Below are 16,859 nucleotides of genomic sequence, written 5' to 3'. Positions count from 1 at the left end.
GGGCTAAGCCAGTCCGCGCAGGCTCGGCGCCAGCACGGAGCCGACGCCCGCAAGGACCGCGAGCACCGCCAAAATCGACGTCACCGCAACGCGGGTGGCGTCGATTTTTTTCGGCGGCATGTAGTCGGCGAGCCACGCCAGGGCGTCGCCGGCGTTGAGCACGATCGGGGCGGCGTGGCCCGCGACCGGAATGTTGGAGATGGGGTAGGAGCTCAATCGGGTGAGGGCGTCGGCGTCGTCGAAAGGCGCGAGCGAGCTGCCGGAGGACAGCGGCGCCGTCTTCGTGCCGGGGACCGACAGGAGGCGGTACTCCACGTCGGAGCCGAGCGCCTTGTAGTCGCGCGCCAGCTGCGTGGCTTGCGGCTCGGGCACGAGGTCGTCGTCCGGGTTGGTCATCACCATGATCGGCGCGCTGACGGGGACGGTACCGAGTTTGTTGTGGTTGAGAGTGCGGATGAAGCGGTCGTCGGTGAGCACGAGCTCGGTGAGCGTCTCGCCGTCCTCGAACAGGTCGCCGTGGGGGATCGGCGGGTCGGTGATGCAGGACTTCTCCAGCGCGGCGAACCAGCGGCGGCCCTCGTCGGTGAGGTGCTCCTCGAGCGCCTCGCGGAAGTCGGGGTAGGTCGACGCGTAGCTGATCGTGGAGTAGCCCACGACGGTTTCGAGCATCCCGGTGCTGCCCTGCTCCATCACGGCCAGCGGGTCGGCGGGTGGCGCGCCGGCGAAGGTGGCGCGCACGTCGAGCTCGGGCGCGTAGCCGGCGACCAGTTCGGCGGCTGCGGCGGAGGCGCCCCCGCCCTGGGAGTAGCCCCAAAACGCGATGGCTTCGTCGTCGTGGGCGGTGGCGCGGGCGGCGTCGATAAGCGCGTGGCCCTGCTCGATTCGGTTGAGGTACGTGTGGGTGCCGGGGGTGCCGAGGCCGATGTAGTCGGTGACCACGACGCGGTAGCCGGCGTCGATGAGCGTGCCCACGATGGGCGCCTCGTAGTTGATGCCGATCGAGCCGTCCTTGATGGACGAGAGCATCGCCTCGCCCGCCGACGGCGCGCAGTGGTCCGCCATGCCGCGCGTGCCGGGGGCGACGGCGATGAGGCCGCGGGCGTTGGGCGTGTCGTAGAGCGCGCCGGAGACTTCGACGGTCTCGCCGGCCTCGTTCTGGGTGGTGTAGCGGATGCGCTGGCCGTCGCTGGCCGGCACGTCGGCGGTGCTCAGGAGTGTGCCGGGCGGTTCGCTTATCGACGCCCCCGCCACCGGACTCCCCGCGCACACCAGCGCCACGGCCGCGGTCGGAACGATGAATGTAGTGGTCTTCACCAGGCTGATGCTAGGCCAACATGAGCAGGCTGGCAGCCATTAACCCCATTCCGCCCATCATCCAGTAGACGGACGTGTGGTGGTGGCCGGTCTGGATCGCGCTGGGCATCAGCTTGTCGATGCTAATGAACACCATGATCCCCGCCACGGCGGCGTACGACAGCCCCATTGTCTGTGGGCCCATGAACGGGGCGATGAGCGCGAAGCCGACGAGCGCGCCGAGCGGCTCCGCCAGGCCGGACAGGGTGGCCCAGCCGGCGGCGCGCCACCGGTTGCCGGTCCCGCGCGACAGGGGCACGGCAACGGCGACGCCCTCCGGGATGTTGTGCAGCGCGATGGCGATGGCGATCGGGACGGCGAGAACGGGGTCGGTGTAGGCGGCCATGAAGGTGGCGAAGCCCTCGGGGAAGTTGTGCAGCGCGATGGCGATGGCGGTGAGCACGCCCGCGCGGCGCAGCGCGCCGGTCGCGCCCGACGTCTCCGGCTCGTGCGGGTTGATGTCGTCCGGGACGAGCCGGTCGATCACGGCGATGAGGGCCACGCCCGCGAAGAACGCCGCGATCGCGGTCCAGCCGCTGCGCAGCGAGTCCATCGCCTCCGGCAGCAGCTCCACGAGCGAGATGTAGACCATGACGCCCGCGGAGAACCCGAGCGAGCCTGCGAGGAAGCGGTCGCCGATGTCGCCTTTCAGCGCGACGATGACGCCGCCGAGGCCCGTGGACAGGCCGGCGAGCATCGAGATGGCAAAGGCGGTTGCGAACATGGCTCGAATATAGCGCTACCGCGGCAGGCGGAAGCGACCGTCCTCGTCCTGCACCGCGAGCCCGTCGTCGAGCAGCGAGAAGAGGGCGCGGTGGGTTTGCGCGGGGTGGTGCCACGTGGCGTCGATAAGCGATTGCTCCACGGGCTCGGTCGATTCGCGCAGCAGGCGCATGATTTTGCCGCGCACCTGGCGGTCGGTGCCCGCGAACTTCTGCGAGCGCGGCTTCTCCGCGGCCGGCGGCTTCCCGGCGGCGAGCCACGCGCAGTCGACGACCGGGCATTCGCCGCAGCGCGGGTCGCGGGCGGTGCACACGAGCGCCCCGAGCTCCATGAGCGCGACCGACAGCCGCGGCCCGTGCGGGATCTCGGTGAGCTCGCGCTTCGACGGCTTCGCGGTCGCCTCGCCGCGCACCGCCCGCGCGTGCACGCGCCGCACGTTGGTGTCCACCACCGGCACGTCGCGCCCGTACGCGAAGTTGGCCACGGCGCCCGCGGTGTAGTCGCCGATGCCGGGCAGCGCGAGCAGCGCGTCCACGTCCGCCGGCACGTCGCCGCCATGCTTATCGACGATCACCCGCGCGCACTCCAGCAACCGCAGCGCCCGCCGCGGGTACCCCAGGTTGCCCCAGGCGCGCAGCACCTCGTCCGCCCCCGCCTGCGCGAAGGCGTGCGGGGTGGGCCAGCGCGCGATCCACTCCTGCCAGATCGGGGCGACGCGGTCGACCTGGGTCTGGTGGCTCATGACCTCGGAAAGCAGCACGCCCCAGGCGGTGGTTCCGGGGGCGCGCCACGGCAGGTCGCGCGCGTTGGCCTCGTACCAGGCGATTAAATGTTCATATTGCTTCGATTCATCCACGATGAGTGACAGAATAGGCACATGACTGAACAAACGACAGCCACCCCATCCACTCCGACCGACGTCTGGGCCGCGCTCAAGGAGGGCAACGAGCGCTTCGCCACCGACGAGACGCTGGCGCCGAACCGCGACACGGCCCGCCGCCAGTCGCTCACCGCGGGCCAGAACCCGGTCGCGGCCGTCATCGCCTGCTCCGACTCGCGCGTGCCGGTCGAGCTGCTGCTCGACGCCGGCTTCGGCGACGTCTTTGTCATCCGCAACGCGGGCGGTTGCATCGACTCCTCCGTCGCCGGCTCCGTTGACTTCGCGGTGCAGGACCTCGGCGTCTCGCTGGTCCTGTTCCTGTCGCACGAGCGCTGCGGCGCAGTCGGCGCCGCGATCCAGGGCGTGAACAGTGCGAAGCTACCCACGGGCCTGACCCGCGTGTTCGTGGAGAAGATCGCTCCCTCCGTGCTGACCGCGCAGGCGGACGGCCCCGTGGATTCGTCGGAAATCGAGCGCACCCACGCCCGCGTCACCGCAACGCACCTCCTCGACCGGATCCCGTCGCTGCGCAAGGGCATTGACGACGGCACCGCGGGCCTGGTCGGCGCGCGCTACCGCCTGGAGGACGGCCGCGTCGAGACCGTGTACGAGAACTTCGGTGGCTAAGGTAAAGGCATGACTTACCAGCGCCCCACCGACCAGCGCCCGCCGAAGCGTCCGCTTCCGCCCGAGATCTACATGCGACGCCGCGTGGTCGTCCTCGTGGCGCTCCTGGTCCTCGTCGGGCTGATCGTGTGGGGCCTGTCCGCGGTGGCGCGCTCCGGCGGCGATGGCGCCGACACGGCGAGCAGCTCGGTCGAGGCGACCGCCAGCCCGAGCCCCAGCGAGGAGAAGCCGAAGGCGGAGCCGACCGAGACCGTCGTCGGTGAAGAATCCGGCACGAGCGCTGCCAGCTCTGCCAGCGAGACAGCGTCTTCCGAGCCGAGCGTCGCTGCCGCGCCCGCGAACCCGGGCGAGTGCTCGCTGAAGGACTTGCAGATCACGGCGACGACGAACCAGCCGTCCTACCCGGCGGGCACGGAGCCGGTGCTGTACATGGAGGTGCGCAACCCCACCGACGTGGACTGCAACATCAACCTCGACGAGGCGAAGCTGCGCTTCGAGGTGTACGCGATGGGCACCAACGAGCGCGTCTGGGCGGACACGGACTGCTACGAGCCCGTCGTCGGCGGGATGCAGACGTTCGCTCCGGGCGCGACCCGCGGGTTCGAGGCGCGCTGGTCCGCCACCGGGTCCGCGCCGGAGGCGTGCGAGAACCGCCAGCCGGTGCCGGCCGGGTCCTACTTCCTGCACGCCGTGATCGGCGATAACGCCTCCGACCCGGCGCCGTTTAACATCACTTAGCGGGGGAGACGGCGGCGATCGCCGCGCCGAGCGTGGACACCCGCGTGATGTCCATGCCAGGCGCGTCCGCGTCGCCGCCGGCGGGCACGATCGCGCGCTCGTAGCCCAGCCGCGCCGCCTCCTGCAGGCGCCGCTGCAGGCTGGGGACGCGGCGCAGCTCGCCGGCGAGCCCGACCTCGCCGATCACCACCGTCTTCGGTGGCAGGGGAGTCTCGTGCAGGCTCGACCAGGTGGCCAGTGCCACGGCCAGGTCGGTGGCGGTCTCGGTGATGCGCACCCCGCCGACGGTGGCCACGTACGCGTCCTTGTCGTTGGTGCGCTGGCCGCAGCGCGCCTGCAGGACCGCGAGCACCATGGGCACCCGGTTGAAGTCCAGGCCGGTAACGACGCGCCGCGGGTTCTTATTCACGGGGTCGACGGTCAGCGCTTGGACCTCGGCGAGCATGGGGCGCACGCCGTCCATCGCCACCGTCACCGCGGACCCGTCCGGCGTCTTCCCCCGGTGCGAGAGGAACAAGCCGGACGGGTCTGGCACCTCCCGGATGCCGTCGGCGGTCTGCTCGAAGCAGCCGACCTCATCGGTTGCCCCGAACCGGTTCTTGATGCCGCGCAGCATGCGCAGCGTGGAGTGGCGGTCGCCCTCAAAGTTCAGCACCACGTCCACCAGGTGCTCCAGCACGCGCGGGCCGGCGACGTTGCCGTCCTTGGTCACGTGCCCCACCAGCAGCACGGGCAAGTTGGTCCGCTTTGCCAGGCTGGTCAGCGCGGCCGTCACCGCGCGCGATTGCGCCACCCCGCCCGCGACGCCTTCGACGCCGCTGGCCTGCATGGTTTGCACGGAGTCGACGATGAGCAGCGACGGCTTCACCTGCTCGACGTGCCCGAACACTACGTCCAGGTTGGATTCCGCCGCCAGGTAGAGGCTGTCGTGCAGGGCCCCAGTGCGCTCGGCGCGCCCCCGCACCTGGCCGGCCGATTCCTCGGCGGTGACGTACAGCGTGTTGCGCCCCTGGGCGGCCCAGCGCGACGCGACCTCCAGCAGGAGCGTGGACTTGCCCACGCCCGGCTCGCCGGCCATGAGGACCACGGAGCCGGGGACGACGCCGCTGCCCAGCACCCGGTCGAGCTCGGTGATGCCGGAGGCGATGGTGTGGGTCGACGTGGCGTCGATAAGCGTGATGGGCTCCGCTGAAGACGTGGGCGTCAGCGCGGAGCTGGTGGCGACGGGTGTTTGTTCCTGCAGGGTCCCCCACGACCCGCACTCGGGGCAGCGCCCGAGCCACTTCGGTGCAGTGTATCCACACTCGGTGCAGGTGTGGACGCTGCGCGGTTTTTTAGCGATCTGCCTCGCGCTCCACCTGGCCGGACTCCAGCAGCGGCGCGGACACGGTCGCGTCCACGGTCACGGAGCCGCTGTCAAAGTCGAACTCGACCGGCACGGTGCCGCCGTACGCGAAGTCGTCGTTGGCCACGGTGGTGGGCACGTACTGGATGCACGCGTCCTCGGACTGCGGCACGTTGGTCAGGCTCTCGGCGGCGTCAGCGACGAGCACGCAGTTGTACCCGATCGGCTCCGCGCCCTGGACGTTCGCCGGCGTGCCGTTGACCTTCACGGACCGCAGGGTGTGGTCCTTCATCGCGGTGTCCTGGTTGGTGGCGGTGAACTTCACCGCGGCCTGGCCGTTTTCCTGCAGGATGACGGTGGCGTCCTGGACGGAAACCTCCCGGTTGTCGGTGAAGGCGGTAGCGCCGTCGACGGCGGCGACCTGGTCGGAGGTCTGGGTGATCTGACCGGCGGAGCAGCCGGACAGTGCCAATGCGGACGCGGCCACCAGAGCGGCAACCGGCTTCAGGGACTTCACGTGGGTGTCCTCCATCGTAATAGTGCGCGTAGATTTCTCCGCCTTACCTTAGTCCCAGCTGTCCTAGTTTTCCCAGTTTCCCGGGCTGCCCCAGGGGAGCTGGGGCATCCGGGGGTAAACTTTCGGATCCTTTCACGGGCGCTTGCTTGACTACGCTCCCCGCCCCCTCCGCGAAGCAAGGCACCCGAAAGCTACGGTGGTAGGGTTGGTCAACGATGTCTGAAGGAGCTGCCATGGAATTCAAGGTCGGAGAAGTTGTGGTCTACCCGCACCACGGCGCGGCGAAGATCGCCGATATTGAACAGCGCGAGATCGGCGGGGAGAAGCTGGATTACCTCGTGCTGCAAATCCTCCAATCCGACCTGGAGGTCCGCGTGCCCGTGAAGAACACCGAGCTGGTCGGTGTGCGCGACGTGGTCAACGAGGAAGGCCTGCAGAAGGTCTTCTCCGTCCTGCGCGAGGAGGACGTGGAGGAGGCCGGCAACTGGTCCCGCCGCTACAAGGCGAACCAGGAGCGCCTCGCCTCGGGCGACATTAATAAGGTGGCGGAGGTCGTGCGCGATCTTTGGCGCCGTGACCAGGGCAAGGGCTTGTCCGCGGGCGAAAAGCGCATGCTGGGCAAGGCGCGCCACATCCTGGTCGGCGAGCTCGCGCTGGCTGAGCCGGTGGATGAGAAGAAGGTCGCGGAGCTGGAGCAGGGCATCCAGAAGATCATCGACGAGCAGGTCAAGGCCGGCATCTCCTTCGCCCCGGAGCCGGAGGATGCCGAGGAGGACGACCTGGATTACGGGGACCTGTCCTTCGACGACGAGAAGTAGCGCCGTGTCGCGCCGGGTCGTCGCGGTCGTCGCGGCCGCGGGTCAGGGCACGCGCCTGGGGGCGGCGGTGCCGAAAGCGTACGTGCCGCTGCGCGGCCGCAGCCTGATCGAGCGCTCCGTCACCGCGCTGGAGACCGCCGAGATCGTCGACGCGATCTACGTCGTGGTCAGCCCGTCGATGGAGGACGTGGCCAGGCGCGCGCTGCGCGGCCACGAGGTGCGCTTTGTCCACGGCGGCGCAGAGCGCGCCGACTCCATCTTCGCGGCGCTGCGGGCCATTCCGCTTGACGACGCCTGCGTGCTCGTCCACGACGCCGCCCGCGCCCTCACCCCGCCGGGGATGATCGCGCGCGTGACCCGCCGCGTGCTGGACGGCGCGGACGCGGTCGTTCCGGTCCTCCCGGTCGCGGACACGATCAAGGAGGTCGACGCCGCCGGCGCCGTGGTCGACACCCCGGACCGTTCGCGTCTACGCGCGGTCCAGACGCCGCAGGGCTTTGACCTGCGCGCACTCCGCGCGGCCAACGAGGCCTACTTCGGCGGCACCCAGTCCTTCGTGGCTACTGACGACGCCTCGCTGATGGAATGGTTCGGCGCGGACGTCGTCACCGTGCAAGGCGACCCGATGGCGTTCAAGATCACCACCCCGATCGATCTGCGCCTGGCCACGAGCATCACCGACGAGGCCGAGCCCACCGTCTTTGAGATCCCGGGCGCCTCGCCGTCGCCCCGGTAAGGTGGCGGGCATGACACACCAGATGACCAAGCTGCGCGTGGGCAACGCGTTCGACGCCCACCAGATCCAGGAGGGCAAGCCGTGCTGGATCGCGGGAATCCTGCACGAGGGGGTCGACGGCTGCGAAGGGCACTCTGACGGCGACGTGGTCGCGCACGCGATCGTGGACGCCGTGCTCTCGGCCGCGGGCCTGGGGGACTTGGGTTCCTTCGTGGGCGTGGGGCGCCCGGAGTACGACGGCGTGAAGGGCACCGAGCTGCTCAGGGAGTTGCGCGAGTTGCTGGGGCGGGAAGGGGTGAGCGTCGTTAATGCTTCTGCCCAGCTCATCGGGCAGAGCCCGAAGATGGGCCCGGTGCGCGAGCAGGCCGAGCAGGTCCTGGGCGAGGCGCTCGGCGCGCCCGTAACCGTGTCGGCGACGACGACGGACCACATGGGCTTTACCGGCGCGGGCCAGGGGAGGGCGGCGATTGCGACGGCGCTGGTTGAACTAAGCTAGCAGGCGTGACTCAACGCATCTTCGATACCAAAACCCGCACGCTGCAAGACTTCACGCCCCTCCGCGAGGGGCACGTCTCGATCTACCTGTGCGGCGCGACTCCGCAGTCCGCGCCGCACATCGGGCACTTGCGCTCCGGTGTGGCATTTGACATCGTGCGGCGCTGGTTTGCGGCGAAGGGCATGGACGTGGCGTTCGCGCGCAACGTCACCGATATTGATGACAAGATCCTGAACAAGGCCGCCGAACACGGCCGCCCCTGGTGGGAGTGGGTGTCCACCTACGAGCGCGAGTTCACCCGCGCCTACAACACGCTTGGCGTTTTGCCGCCGTCGGTGGAGCCGCGCGCCACGGGCCACGTGACGCAGATGGTGGAGTACATGCAGCGGCTCATTGACCGCGGCTTCGCCTACGCCTCCGACGGGTCCGTGTACTTCGACGTGGACGCCTGGGTCGCCGCCGACGGCTCCGATTACGGCTCGCTGTCCGGAAACCGGCCGGAGGACATGGCGCGCAGCGAGACGGGCGCCGGTAAGCGCGGCCCGCTCGATTTCGCGCTGTGGAAAGCGGCGAAGCCGGGCGAGCCGAGCTGGCCGACCCCGTGGGGCGACGGCCGCCCGGGCTGGCACCTGGAGTGCTCGGCGATGTCCACCTGGTACCTGGGCGCCGAGTTTGACATCCACGGTGGCGGGCTTGACCTGCAGTTCCCGCACCACGAGAACGAGCAGGCGCAGTCCCACGCCGCGGGCGACGGCTTCGCGCAGTTCTGGATGCACAACCACTGGGTGACCATGGCCGGCGAGAAGATGTCGAAGTCGCTGGGCAACGTGCTCTCCATCGACAACATGCTCGAGTCGGTCCGCCCGGTCGAGCTGCGCTACTACCTCGGCAGCGCGCACTACCGCAGCGTGCTCGAGTACTCGCCGGAGGCCCTGCAGGAAGCCGCGGCCGGGTACCGCCGCATCGAGGACTTCGCGCACCGCGCGGGCTCGCCCGAACCGTCGTCGTGGACTGCCGCGTTCGAGCAAGCGCTTAACGACGATTTCTCCGTCCCCAAAGCACTCGCCGAAATCCACAACACGGTCCGGGCTGGCAACAGCGCGCTCGCGTCCGGCGACGCCGAGCAGGCGTCCGCGCTGGCGGCGCAGGTGCGCGCGATGGCCGCCGTGTTGGGCGTTGACCCGGTGGCGTGGGACAATGCTGGCGGAAACGCAGGCGGCGACACTGACCGCACGCTCGAGGCCCTGGACACGCTTGTGCAGGCGGAGCTTCAGCGTCGGACGGAGGCGCGCGCCGCGAAGAACTGGGCGGTTGCAGACGAGGTGCGCGACCGCCTCGCCGCCGCGGGCATCGAGGTCACCGACACCGCCGACGGCCCCACCTGGCAGATCAAGGAGTAGGAGACGAGATGGCAAAGCCGTACCAGCGTCCGGATAAGCAGAAGACGAGCAAGAAGGGCGCCACGAAGGGCTCGGGCGGCCAGCGCCGCCGCGGCCTGCGCGGCAAGGGCGCGACGCCGAAGGCGGAGGACCGCGTCTACCACGCGGCCCACAAGCGCAAGCAGGCGCAGCAGCGCCGCAACCAGGGGCGCCACGAGCGCGAGGTGGCGGACATGGTGGTGGGGCGCAACCCGGTCATCGAGTGCCTGCACGCCAGGGTGCCGGCCGAGGCGCTCTACGTGGCGCAGGGCACTGGCCACGACAACCGGCTGAGCGAGGCGGTGGCGCTGTCGCAGTCGCGCGGGATCCCGGTCGCCGAGGTGCCGAAGCGCACCCTGGACGAGATGACCGGCAACGGTATGCACCAGGGCATCGGCCTGAAGATCCAGCCGTACAAGTACGCCGACGTCTTCGACCTGATGGGCCAGGTGCAGGGCAACGGCATGTTCGTGGTGCTGGACAACATCACGGACCCGCGCAACCTTGGCGCGGTGATCCGCTCCGTGGCGGCGTTCGGCGGCGACGGCGTGATCATCCCGGAGCGCCGCTCCGCCCAGGTTACGGGCGTGGCTTGGCGCACCTCCGCCGGCACCGCGGCGCGCCTGCCGGTGGCGAAGGCGACCAACCTCACCCGCACTATCAAGGAGTTCAAGGACAACGGCTACATGGTCGTGGGCCTGGACGCAGGCGGCGAGCACACGCTGGACACCTTCGACGGCGCCTGCGATCCGGTGGTCATCGTCGTCGGTTCCGAGGGCAAGGGGATCTCCCGCCTGGTGCGCGAGAACTGCGACGTGATCATGTCCATCCCCACCGCGGACTGGGTGGAATCGCTCAACGCCTCGGTCGCGGCGTCGGTAGTGCTCAGCGAGTTTGCCCGCCAGCGCCGCGCGGCGAAGTAGGGGCTGAGCTCGTTGTAATCCGCCGCGCCTGCAGCGCCCCGATCCCTCGGCAGACCACGTAAATGCCAAAGGACACGAACGCGACGAGCACGCTGACCGGCAGGCCTGGCGCGAGCGAGAGGATGAAGCCGCCGACGGCGGACACCTCGGCGAACACGACCGAGAGCAGGACCGCTAGCTTCGGGTTCGCGGTGACCGCGATGGCGCTCGCGCCGGGCGTGATGAGCAGCGCCATGACGAGCAGGACGCCGACGATCTGCACGCTGTTCGCCGCGGCCAACCCGACTAGGATGGCAAAGACGGTGGCCGTGGTGCGCACGCGCACGCCAGTCGCGGCGGCCATGACCGGGTCGATCGAGGAGAACAGCAGCGGGCGCCACAACGCCACCACCGCGGCCACGACGATGACGGTGGTGATGGCCAGTGCCCAGACGCTCGTCTGCGCCACGCCAACCACCTGGCCGGTGAGCAGGGACATCGCGGTGGTGGAGTTGCCTGGGTACAGGTAAATGCACAGCACGGAGATGCCCATGCCAAAGCTCATGATCACGCCGACGGCGGAGTCGTTGCCGCCCTTGAAGCCGAGCAGCGCGAGCGCGACGGCGGCGGCGATGGAGCCGAGCACGGCCCCGAGCGACAGGTTGAAGCCGAGGACCAGGGCTGCGGCGGCGCCCATGAGCGCGAGCTCGGAGGTGGCGTGCACAGCAAACGACATCTGCCGCATCACGATCAAGGGTGCGAGCACCCCGGAGAGCACGCCGAGGAAGGCGCACGCCACAAGGGCGGTGATGACGAAGTCCTGCGAGAGCAGGTACGTGGTGGTGTCCCACATCAGATGATCACTGTCTTTCCTCCGGCGCGGACGACTTGGACGGGCGCGCCGTAGAGCTCGGAGAGGACGTCGGATTGGAGGACCTCGTCGGCGGTGCCGAGGACGTGGCCGTTGGGGCCAATGTAGAGGACCTTGTCTACGACGTCGATGACCGGGTCGATGGAGTGCGTGACCATGGCGACCGCGGCGCCCGATTCCTGGAAGCGGGCGATGGTCTGGCGCTGGCGCGCCACGTCCAGGGACAGGAAAGGCTCGTCGGCGAGGATGATCTCGGGGTCCTGCGCGAAGGCCTGGGCTTGGCGTACGAGTTGTTGTTGGCCGCCGGAGAGGCGGCCGACGTGGGCGTCGATAAGCGAGGGGGCGCCGACGTGGGCGAGCAACTGCTCGGGGTTGCCTCCGGCGAGCGAGACGAGGTCGCGCACGCGCGCCGGGAGGTGAGCGGGGAACATCTGCTGCTGCGGGATGTAGCCCACGCGACCGCCGAGTGTGATCGAGCCGGCGTCGAGGCGCTGCGTGCCGAGCGCGGCGCGCAGGAGCGTCGACTTGCCCGAGCCGTTCGGGCCGAGGATGGCGAGGAATTCGCCGGCGGCGAGGTCACACGTGATGTCGCGCCACAGCGGCGCGACGGTGGCGCTACGCAGCTGCAGCATTGAGCTGGTCAAGGACTTCCTGGAAGTAGTCGAAGAAGTTCTTGCCGTCCTGCGGGGTCTCGGTGATGTCCACGACCGGCACGCCGGCCTCCCTCGCCGCTGCGACGAGGCGCTCGGAGACGGCGTTGGGGGACTGGGAGTTGTTGATCAGGATGTCAGCGTCCTTGATCGCCTCGAGCGCCTCGGCCACGGCGGCCGCGGACGGCTCGGAGTGGTTGAGCGTGGCGTGGCGGTAGGACTCGGGGGTGTCGTCCACCAGCGCGGACTCCTCCACGATGGCGTCGGCGATCGGGTGGGTCTGGATGACGTGCGCCTCGGGCAGCGCGGCGAGCGACTCGTCGATGCCGGCCAGCTTGTCGTCGATCGGGTTGCCGCCGATCTGCTCCGCCACGTCGCGGATGGCCTCGGTGGAGTACCAGATGTGCTCATTCTCCTCGCCGTGCGCGTGGTCGTGTCCCTCGTGCTCGTGGTCGTGGCCTTCCTCGCCGTGCTCATGCTCGTGCTCATGCTCGTGGTCGTGCGCCTCGGTCGGCTCGAGCGCGGTGATGAGGTTGCCCTTTGCGGCGTTGTAAAGGGCCGCGTCGTAGGCGCCGCCGTTAGCCACGACGGTCTTGGCCTGCGCGATCTCCGCCAGGTCGGCGGCGGTCGGCTCGTAGTCGTGGGGGTCGGTCGACGGGTTGTCGATGATCGCCGGCACCTCGTCGCCAGTTACGGCGGAGGCCACGTCGGCCCACACCTGGGTGGTGGCCACCATGGCGGCTGCGTCGGCCGCGGCTCCGTCGGTGGCGCCGGTGGGGGCGTCCCCGGAGCTTTCGGAGCCCTGCGTGCCGCAGGCGGTGAGGGTGAGTGTGAGTGCAAACGCGGTCGCGGCGAGTCGTTTCATCATGGCACCCATCCAACCACTACTGAAAAAGCTTTTCAAAAAATTCAGTTCCGGGACCGCGCGAAAGGTGCAGGTAGCATATCCGTATGCCAGCGACGCTCGCCTCCATCGCCGCCGACCTCGGCGTCTCGCGCACCACCGTGTCCAACGCGTACAACCACCCCGACCAGCTCTCGCCCGCGCTGCGCCGCCGCATCCTCGCCCACGCCAAGGCGAAGGGATACGCCGGCCCCAACCCGCACGCGCGCTCGCTGCGCACCAGCCGCACCGCCACGATCGGGGTCGTACTCACCGAGCAGCTCTCGTTCGCCTTTGAGGACCGGGCGTCGGTGGACTTCCTCGCGGGCGTCGCTAAGCGGAGCGATTACTCGCTCACCCTCATCCCGACCGGCGTGAGCGTGCACGATGCCATCGTGGACGGCTACATCATCTACTCGGTTCCGGCCCAGGCGCAGATGCTTATCGACGCCCACTCGCGCGACCTCCCCCTCATCATCTGCGATCAGCCCGTCGACGTCCCCGGCGTGCCGTATGTGGGCATCGACGACGCCGCCGCGATCGCCCCGGCCGCCGAGGACCTGGTGCGCGCCGGGCACACGCGCGTGGGGATCCTGACCAAGCGCCTGTTCAGCGCGCCGAAGAACGGGCCGGTGACGCCGGAGGAGCTGGAGGCGGCAGACCTGCACGTGCAGCGCGCCCGGGTGCGCGGGGCGCTGGACGTGTTCGCGGCGGCGGGGATCGCGGACGTGCCGGTGGTCGCGCGCGACCTCAACGACGTGGATTCTGCCGCCGACGGCGCGCGCGAGCTCCTCGAGGCCCACCCGGACCTCACCGCGATCCTGTGCACCACCGACTCGATGGCGCTCGGGGTGCTCGAGTACTGCCGCGGGCGGCGGCGCGTGCCGGAGGAGCTGTCCGTGACCGGCTTCGACGGCATCGGCGTGGACGGCCTGTCCACCGTCGCGCAGCCCACGCAGCGCAAGGGGGAGACGGCGGCGATGCTGCTGCGCGCCGCAATGAACGGGCGGCCGCAGCGCCAGGAGCGCATCATTCTGCCGACGCAGTACCTGCCCGGGCGGACCGTGCGCGAGCCAGCTCGCTGAGCACCTGCGCCATCGCGGGCACGTCGGCGACCCGGTGCGCGGCCACGCTCGGTTGATCGCCGACCTTAATCCCCACGTCGTGGCGGGGATCCAGGACGCGCAGCGCGGTCTCGTCCGTGGTGTCGTCGCCGGCAAAGAGCGTCGCGCCAAACTCGCGCTTGTGCTGGGAAAGCCAGGTGCCCTTGGTGATCTCCACCGCGGAGAACTCGACCACGTTGTGCCCCGGCGTCACGGGGCGCCCGCCCGTGTCCAGGGAGCGCGCGGCGGCGAGCATACGCTCCGCGTCAGGGGTGCCCGCGATCGGCGCGACGTGCAGCACGCGCTGGTACGGCTTGACCTCCACGTACGCGGGGGCGGCGGCGATGCGCTCGAGCGCCGCCCCGATGCGGTCGAGGTAGGCGGCGTCGTCGCTGGAAAGTTCCGGGCCGGGCTCCGCGCCGTGGGACCCGGCGAGGACGACGTTGCCCGCAATCTCCGGCAGCACCCGGCGCAGGCCGTCGAGGTGCCGGCCAGAGAGGATGGCAACCTGCGTGCGCGGCAGCGCGGCGAGGGTGCGGAGGGCGTCCACCGCGGCCGGGTGCGGGGCCACCGCGTAGGGGTCCGCGTTGAACTCGGCGAGTGTGCCGTCGAAATCCAGGCAGACCAGCAGAGACTTCGCGAGCGCCGCCCGCTCGATGGCGGCTCTCACAGTGCCATCAGCCGGATGCTCGGCGGGTCCACCACTCTCTCGCCCTCGGGGCCGTCACTCGTCGCTGTGAACACCATCTCGGAATCGGTGAGGTGATCCACGCGGAAGCGCGCGCCGGGCACGATAATGCTGGTCAGCTGCTCGTGGACGTGGCGCGCCCCGCCGTCGCAGTCGGCGGCGTCGCCCACCTCGACGCTGTCTACGGTGAACGCGTCGTCCTCCGTGGTGATGGCCGCGTCCAGGTCCGCGCACGCCGTGGTGCCGGTGAGGGAGGAATCGGTGATGGTGAAGTTGGCCAGCCCCGCGGCGTCGGCAAGCAGCGCCCCGGGCTCGGCGGGATCGGTGTGTACGGCGACGACCTGCCAGGTCTGCTCACCGCCGCACGCCGCCAGCGGGAGGCCGAGCGCGGCGGTCAGGCCGAGTGCGAGTAAGCGGTTCATAGCGCCTCCAGGAAGGATGCGGCCCAGGCGGCGACGTCGTGGGTGGTCACCCAGTCGTGCATCGCGCGCATCCGCTGCGGGTCGGGCTGGGCGGCGTCCTCCATCGCGCGGACGATGGAGGACACGTCGAACGGGTTGCACAGGTACGCCTGGTGGAGCTCCACGGCGGCGCCGGCGAACTCGGACAGAACGAGCGCGCCGCTGCCGTCCGGGTGGCAGGCCACGTACTCCTTGGCCACCAGGTTCATCCCGTCCTTGAACGGGGTGACCAGCATCATGTCGGCGGCGGCGTAGTACGCGCCGAGCTGGTCTTTGGGCACGCCGTGGTGCACGTAGTGAATCACGGGCCGGCCGATGCGGCCGAAGCGCCCGTTGATGCGCCCCACGGCCTCTTCCACCTCGCGGCGGGTGCGCCGGTAGTGGTCGATGCGCTCGCGCGACGGCGTGGCCAGCTGGATCAGGGTTGCCTCGCCGCCGCGCTCCAGGAATTGCTCGAACGCCAGGAGCCGCTGCAGGATCCCCTTGGTGTAGTCCATCCGGTCCACGCCGAGCATGAGCAGCGTCGGGTTTCCCACCAGCTCGCGGACGGGCGCGGGGTCGCCGGGGGCGACTATCGACGCATCAATACTGATCGGGAACGTCCCGGTGCGCACCGCGGTGGCGTCGATAAGCTCGAGGAGCCCCCGGAAGTTCGACTCGTCGGCGGCCCGCTGGAAGCCGATGAGGTCGCAGGCCGACAGCGAGCGCAGGATGGGCTCGCGCCACGGCAGCTGGCGGAACAGATCGGGGGAGGGGAACGGGATGTGGAGGAAGAACCCGATGCGCAGGTCCGGGCGCTCCCGCTTGAGCAGGCCGGGGACGAGCTGCAGCTGGTAGTCCTGCACCCACACGGTGGCGCCCTCGGCGGCGACAGCGGAGACCGCGGCCGCAAAGCGCTCGTTGACCGCTACGTAGCGGTCCCACCACTGCTCGTTGTACTGCGGCGCAACGATGAGGTCGTGGTAGAGCGGCCACAGGGTGGAGTTGGAAAACCCCTCGTAGAAGTCGGTGTAGTCCTGCGCGTCCAGCGCCACGGGGACCAGGTCGATGCCGTCGGCGTGGAACGGCTCGAGGTGGGTGTCCGTCTCGCCGGGCCAGCCGACCCAGCAGCCCGAGCGAGCGCGCAGCACCGGCGCGAGCGCGGCGACCAGGCCGCCCGGGGAGGCCTGCCAGGAGTCGCCCACCCGGTCCACGGGCAGGCGGTTGGCTACTACGACGAAGTCGTTCACCTAGGACTTCTTTGCTTTCTTTGTGGACTTCTTCTTCGACGCCTTCTTCTTGGTCGCCTTTTTCTTGGTGGCCTTCTTCTTCGACGCCTTCTTCTTCGAGGCTTTCTTCTTCGAGGCCTTCTTGGACGACTTCTTCTTCGTCGCCTTCTTGGCGGACTTGGAGTCTTCCTCGTCCTCCGGGTCGCCCAGGACCTCCTCGGCGTATTTCTTGTAGTTGAAGCCCTTCGGTTCCACGCCGAGCATGGACATCAGGGTTACTCCGTCGAAGAAATCTTCGGCGTACGTTGCCACGATTCGCCGGGCGCCGGAAGCGGTCTGCTCCTCCATCTCATTGATGGCCTCGGGAGAGGGGCGGGAGTCGGTGATCTTCGGTGGCACTACAGGTTCCTCCTTGTACGAAACGCAAATCTCAAACGGCGAT

Annotated in this window: 20 protein-coding genes; 8 read left to right on the top strand and 12 right to left on the bottom strand. The window is 69.6% G+C overall.

Features of this window, described 5'->3' with window-relative positions:
• Window positions 1-3: 3 nt before the first annotated feature.
• Genes CKJ82_RS09395 through CKJ82_RS09385 form a run of 3 tightly spaced genes read right to left on the bottom strand, consistent with a single transcriptional unit; the run spans window position 4 to window position 2,932 of the window.
• A complete protein-coding gene (locus tag CKJ82_RS09395; RefSeq protein ID WP_095537918.1) occupies window positions 4-1,314 on the bottom strand; it encodes a lipase family protein in 1,311 nt (436 codons plus the stop codon).
• Window positions 1,315-1,324: 10 nt separating this feature from the next.
• Window positions 1,325-2,077, bottom strand: a complete 753-nt coding sequence (zupT, locus tag CKJ82_RS09390; RefSeq protein WP_095537917.1) for a zinc transporter ZupT — start codon at window positions 2,075-2,077, stop codon at window positions 1,325-1,327.
• Window positions 2,078-2,092: 15 nt separating this feature from the next.
• Window positions 2,093-2,932 (bottom strand): iron-sulfur binding domain-containing protein, encoded by an 840-nt coding sequence (locus tag CKJ82_RS09385; protein ID WP_240510747.1) that lies wholly within the window; start codon window positions 2,930-2,932, stop codon window positions 2,093-2,095.
• Between the two features lie 21 nt (window positions 2,933-2,953).
• Here CKJ82_RS09385 and CKJ82_RS09380 point away from each other — a divergent pair, with 21 nt between their 5' ends.
• On the top strand, window positions 2,954-3,583 hold the full coding sequence (locus CKJ82_RS09380) for a carbonic anhydrase (RefSeq protein ID WP_095537915.1): 630 nt from the start codon (window positions 2,954-2,956) through the stop codon (window positions 3,581-3,583).
• Between the two features lie 9 nt (window positions 3,584-3,592).
• Window positions 3,593-4,321 (top strand): hypothetical protein, encoded by a 729-nt coding sequence (locus CKJ82_RS09375; protein WP_095536283.1) that lies wholly within the window; start codon window positions 3,593-3,595, stop codon window positions 4,319-4,321.
• On the opposite strand, the gene radA is transcribed toward CKJ82_RS09375, so the two are convergent.
• Together radA and CKJ82_RS09365 are read right to left on the bottom strand one after the other, a co-directional pair.
• Window positions 4,314-5,663, bottom strand: coding sequence for a DNA repair protein RadA (radA, locus tag CKJ82_RS09370; RefSeq protein ID WP_095537914.1), 1,350 nt, complete (start codon window positions 5,661-5,663; stop codon window positions 4,314-4,316). The genes CKJ82_RS09375 and radA overlap by 8 nt on opposite strands.
• Complete coding sequence (locus CKJ82_RS09365) at window positions 5,656-6,198, bottom strand: hypothetical protein (RefSeq protein ID WP_095537913.1); 543 nt, start codon at window positions 6,196-6,198, stop codon at window positions 5,656-5,658. The genes radA and CKJ82_RS09365 overlap by 8 nt, the downstream gene beginning before the upstream one ends.
• Before the next feature lie 218 nt (window positions 6,199-6,416).
• On the opposite strand from CKJ82_RS09365, the gene CKJ82_RS09360 reads away from it, so the two are divergent.
• Genes CKJ82_RS09360 through rlmB form a run of 5 tightly spaced genes read left to right on the top strand, consistent with a single transcriptional unit; the run spans window position 6,417 to window position 10,574 of the window.
• Window positions 6,417-7,001 (top strand): CarD family transcriptional regulator, encoded by a 585-nt coding sequence (locus CKJ82_RS09360; protein WP_095278725.1) that lies wholly within the window; start codon window positions 6,417-6,419, stop codon window positions 6,999-7,001.
• 4 nt (window positions 7,002-7,005) lie between these two features.
• Window positions 7,006-7,737, top strand: coding sequence for a 2-C-methyl-D-erythritol 4-phosphate cytidylyltransferase (gene ispD / locus CKJ82_RS09355; protein ID WP_095537912.1), 732 nt, complete (start codon window positions 7,006-7,008; stop codon window positions 7,735-7,737).
• Between the two features lie 10 nt (window positions 7,738-7,747).
• A complete protein-coding gene (gene ispF / locus CKJ82_RS09350) occupies window positions 7,748-8,233 on the top strand; it encodes a 2-C-methyl-D-erythritol 2,4-cyclodiphosphate synthase (RefSeq protein ID WP_095537911.1) in 486 nt (161 codons plus the stop codon).
• Window positions 8,234-8,238: 5 nt separating this feature from the next.
• Window positions 8,239-9,633, top strand: a complete 1,395-nt coding sequence (gene cysS, locus CKJ82_RS09345) for a cysteine--tRNA ligase (protein WP_095537910.1) — start codon at window positions 8,239-8,241, stop codon at window positions 9,631-9,633.
• Between the two features lie 8 nt (window positions 9,634-9,641).
• Window positions 9,642-10,574, top strand: coding sequence for a 23S rRNA (guanosine(2251)-2'-O)-methyltransferase RlmB (gene rlmB / locus CKJ82_RS09340; RefSeq protein WP_095537909.1), 933 nt, complete (start codon window positions 9,642-9,644; stop codon window positions 10,572-10,574).
• Here the strand turns inward: rlmB and CKJ82_RS09335 are convergent.
• The 3 genes from CKJ82_RS09335 to CKJ82_RS09325 are packed head-to-tail and all read right to left on the bottom strand — an operon-like array spanning window position 10,537 to window position 12,942.
• Complete coding sequence (locus CKJ82_RS09335) at window positions 10,537-11,406, bottom strand: metal ABC transporter permease (RefSeq protein WP_095537908.1); 870 nt, start codon at window positions 11,404-11,406, stop codon at window positions 10,537-10,539. The two genes, rlmB and CKJ82_RS09335, sit on opposite strands and share 38 nt — an antisense overlap.
• The gene (locus CKJ82_RS09330) at window positions 11,406-12,056 is read right to left on the bottom strand and encodes a metal ABC transporter ATP-binding protein (protein ID WP_095537907.1); all 651 of its coding nucleotides are present in this window, start codon (window positions 12,054-12,056) and stop codon (window positions 11,406-11,408) included. Before CKJ82_RS09330 ends, CKJ82_RS09335 begins: the two co-directional genes overlap by 1 nt.
• Window positions 12,040-12,942 carry a metal ABC transporter solute-binding protein, Zn/Mn family gene (locus CKJ82_RS09325; RefSeq protein WP_240510746.1) on the bottom strand — a complete coding sequence of 301 codons (903 nt, stop codon included), beginning with the start codon at window positions 12,940-12,942 and terminating at the stop codon, window positions 12,040-12,042. The genes CKJ82_RS09330 and CKJ82_RS09325 overlap by 17 nt, the downstream gene beginning before the upstream one ends.
• 83 nt (window positions 12,943-13,025) lie before the next feature.
• Between CKJ82_RS09325 and CKJ82_RS09320 the strand changes: the two genes are divergently transcribed.
• Window positions 13,026-14,042: a LacI family DNA-binding transcriptional regulator gene (locus tag CKJ82_RS09320; protein WP_095536273.1), complete on the top strand. Its 1,017-nt coding sequence runs from the start codon at window positions 13,026-13,028 to the stop codon at window positions 14,040-14,042.
• Here the strand turns inward: CKJ82_RS09320 and CKJ82_RS09315 are convergent.
• Genes CKJ82_RS09315 through CKJ82_RS09300 form a run of 4 tightly spaced genes read right to left on the bottom strand, consistent with a single transcriptional unit; the run spans window position 13,987 to window position 16,816 of the window.
• Window positions 13,987-14,730 carry a trehalose-phosphatase gene (locus CKJ82_RS09315; RefSeq protein ID WP_095537905.1) on the bottom strand — a complete coding sequence of 248 codons (744 nt, stop codon included), beginning with the start codon at window positions 14,728-14,730 and terminating at the stop codon, window positions 13,987-13,989. The two genes, CKJ82_RS09320 and CKJ82_RS09315, sit on opposite strands and share 56 nt — an antisense overlap.
• Window positions 14,727-15,170, bottom strand: a complete 444-nt coding sequence (locus CKJ82_RS09310) for a hypothetical protein (protein ID WP_095537904.1) — start codon at window positions 15,168-15,170, stop codon at window positions 14,727-14,729. The genes CKJ82_RS09315 and CKJ82_RS09310 overlap by 4 nt, the downstream gene beginning before the upstream one ends.
• A complete protein-coding gene (locus tag CKJ82_RS09305; RefSeq protein ID WP_095537903.1) occupies window positions 15,167-16,438 on the bottom strand; it encodes an alpha,alpha-trehalose-phosphate synthase (UDP-forming) in 1,272 nt (423 codons plus the stop codon). Before CKJ82_RS09305 ends, CKJ82_RS09310 begins: the two co-directional genes overlap by 4 nt.
• Entirely contained in the window at window positions 16,439-16,816 is a 378-nt protein-coding gene (locus CKJ82_RS09300) for a hypothetical protein (protein ID WP_095537902.1), read from the bottom strand.
• Between the last annotated feature and the right edge of the window lie 43 nt (window positions 16,817-16,859).

The sequence above is a fragment of the Corynebacterium gottingense genome (genome assembly GCF_002285125.1).
GTDB classification, from domain to species: Bacteria; Actinomycetota; Actinomycetes; order Mycobacteriales; family Mycobacteriaceae; genus Corynebacterium; species Corynebacterium gottingense.
The sequence above is the reverse complement of the archived record's forward strand: the minus strand, read 5'-3'. Positions and strand labels throughout refer to the sequence as shown.